General features: G+C 67.5%; 1 protein-coding gene. It reads left to right on the top strand.

Features of this window, described 5'->3' with window-relative positions; genetic code table 11:
• Positions 1–3,344, top strand: a 3,344-nt coding sequence (locus HB633_RS30440) for a non-ribosomal peptide synthetase (RefSeq protein WP_213781837.1), incomplete at both ends; no start/stop codon positions are given.

The following is a 3,344-nucleotide window of genomic DNA, read 5'->3' as shown; positions in this document are numbered from 1 at the left end:
CGCGCCGCTGTTCCAGGCGATGCTGGCGCTGCAGAATACGCCGCTGGCCGAGATCTCTCTGCCGGGGCTGGCGTTGAACCTTCTCGCAGCAGAAACCCGTAGCGAGACGGGCGTCAAATTCGACCTGACGCTGAACCTCGACGAAGCGGATGGCGCATTGCGCGCCAGCTTCGAATACGACACCGATCTTTTCGACGCGCGCACGATCGCGCGTCTGGCGGACCATTTCATCCGCCTGCTGGCGGCAATCGTCGCCGAGCCGGACGCGTGCGTCGGCGATCTCGCGATACTGGCGCATGACGAACGCGCAGACCTACTCGCGCTGCGCCACGGCGTGACGCTCGACGTTTCCGAGGCCGACACGCTGCATGGCCTCTTCGAGGCGCAGGTCGCGCGCACGCCCGACGCGGTGGCCATCGAATTCGACGACGAACGGCTGACCTATATCGAACTCGACATCAGGGCCGAACGACTTGCCCAGCGCTTACGCGCGCACGGCGTCGGACCGGACGTGCTGGTGGCATTGTGCGTCGAGCGTTCGCCGGACATGGTCGTCAGCCTGCTCGCGGTGCTGAAGGCGGGCGGCGCGTACGTGCCGCTCGACCCTGCCTATCCGGACGAGCGGCTGGCGCTGATGCTCGTCGACGCCGCCCCGGCCGTCGTACTGGCCAGCGGGCGCGGACGCGATCGCCTTGCGTCTTACCAGGGGCTGGTGCTGTCCGTCGCAGAGCTGGAAAGCGCGGCCGACATGCCGGTCGACGCGTCGGGGCGGTCGCCCGTCGAAGGCCGGCATCTCGCCTATGTGACCTATACCTCGGGGTCGACCGGCAAGCCCAAGGGCGTGATGACGCTCCATGCATCGGCCGTCAACTACCTTCTGTTCAACCGCACGGAATACGGGCTCGCCGCCGGCGAGCGCGTGCTGCAGATTCCCACGCTGTCGTTCGACGCTGCGGTACGGGACATCCTTGGCTGCCTCGTCGCCGGCGGCCGGCTGGTTTTGCTCGGCGAAGACGCGGCGAAGGATCCGCTCGTGATCGCACGCCGGCTGGTCGAGCGGCGCATCACCGCGATCCTGAGCATCACGCCGTCGCTGCTGGAGGCGACTGTCGCGGCAGCGGCAGCGGCGGCGACCGACCGGCCGGCGTTGCGGCTCGTGCTGACTTCGGGCGAACGTCTGCCCGAGAGTCTGGTCAGGCGGGTTCACGCAGTGCTGGGGGCGGCGGTAGTCAACCAGTACGGCCCCACCGAGTGCACGATGACGTCGATGTACGCGCGGATGCCGGTGGGCGAGGCAGTGCATATCGGCCGCCCGATCGCCAATGCGCAGGCCATGATTTTCGACCCTCGCGGTGAGCCGGTACCCTTGGGCGTGGTCGGTGAGTTGCATATCGGCGGGGTGGGGCTCGCGCGTGGTTACCTGAACCGCGCGGATCTGAGCGCCGAGCGCTTCGTGCCGGACCCGTTCGGCGAGCCGGGCAGCCGGATGTACCGCACGGGCGATCTTGCGAGCTATCGGCCGGACGGCAATATCGACTACGTCGGCCGCATCGACCATCAGATCAAGGTGCGGGGGTTCCGCGTCGAGCCGGGCGAGATCGAGGCGGCGCTCGCGACACATGCACTGGTGCGCGAGGCGGTGGTGCTGGCACGGAACCTCGCGGATGACGATCATCGACTGGTAGCCTATATCGTTTCGCATGACACGACTCTCGATGTGGCCGCGTTGCGCACCCACTTGCGGCAGATACTGCCCGACTACATGGTGCCTTCGTATTTCGTCGCGCTCGATCGCTGGCCGCTGACGCCGAACGGCAAGCTCGACCGGGCAGCGTTGCCCGCCCCTGACACGAGCAACACTGCGACCGGATACGTCGAACCCAACACCGGCACGCAGAAGACCCTCGCGGATATCTGGCGTGCAGTGCTCAAACTCGATCGCGTCGGTGCCCACGACCACTTCTTCGACCTGGGCGGTCACTCGCTGCTGGCGACGCAAGTGCTGTCGCGCCTGCGCGAAACGCTCGGTGTCGAGCTGCCGTTGCGCTCGATGTTCGAAGCGCCGATGCTGGCTGATCTCGCCGTGCTCGCGGATGCAGCGCGACAGGGCGCAGACGCATTGCTGCCGTCTATTACGCAGGCGAACCGGGACGTGGCATTGCCGCTGTCGTATGCGCAGCAGCGCCTGTGGTTCCTCGACCAGCTGGAGCCGGGCAGCGCGTTCTATAACCTGCCGGTCGCCGTGCGTCTGCATGGCGCGCTCGACGTGAGCGCACTGCACCGGACGCTCGACGAAGTCGTGCGCCGGCATGAGGTGCTGCGTACACGCTTCGTCGCTCACGATGGCGTGCCGGTGCAGGTGATCATGCCGGCAACGCCACTCGATCTGCCGCTGATGGACCTGTCGGGGCTGGCGGTCGAAGAGCGCGAAGCCGCGTTGCAGGCGCTGCTGGCGAACGCGGCGCGAGCGAGTTTCGATCTCGCCGATGACGCGCCGATACGCGCTCACCTGGTCAAACTCGACGCACAGCAACACGTGGTGTCGGTGACGCTGCACCACATCGTGTCGGATGGCTGGTCGACGGGGGTGCTGGTGCGCGAAGTGGGCGCGTTGTACGCGGCGTTCTCCCGGGGCGAGCCTGCGCCGCTGACTGCTTTGCCGGTGCAATACGCCGATTACGCATTCTGGCAACGCCAGTGGCTGACAGGGGCGGTGCTTGCCCGGCAGCTCGATTACTGGCAGGCACGGCTTGCCGGCGCGCCGACGCTGCTGAACCTGCCGACGGACCGTCCGCGGGCACCCGTGCAACTCCATCGGGGCGCGGCCCACGGTTTCGGGATCGCAGCGCCGCTCACCGATGCCTTGCGTCATGCCGGCCGGCGTGCCCAGACGACGCTGTTCATGACGCTGGCGTCGGGTTTCGCGGTGCTGCTGTCGCGCTATTCGGGCGACACGGACATCTCGATCGGCACGCCGATCGCAAACCGGACCCGCGCGCAGACCGAAGACCTGATCGGCTGCTTCGCGAACACGCTGGTCCTGCGGGAGCAAGTCGACTCGCGCGACAGCTTCGCGGGCCTGCTCGCGCGGATGCGCGAGACGACGCTGGGCGCCTACACGCATCAGGATGTGCCGTTCGAGCAGATCGTCGAGGTGTTGCAGCCCACGCGCAGCCAGGCGCACGCGCCGCTGTTCCAGGTGATGCTGACGCTCCACAACGCCCCGTTCGAGGCGATGCGGCTGCCGGGGCTGGAGCTGGCGCCGGTGAGCTACGAGGCGACGAGCGCGAAGTTCGACCTGACGCTCAATCTTGAGGAGGAAGGAAGCGGCCTGCGCGGCACGT

The sequence above is a fragment of the Caballeronia sp. dw_276 genome, assembly GCF_018449635.1.
Lineage (GTDB): Bacteria > Pseudomonadota > Gammaproteobacteria > Burkholderiales > Burkholderiaceae > Caballeronia.
Note: the sequence above shows the minus strand (reverse complement) of the source record. Positions and strands in the feature narration are given on the sequence as shown.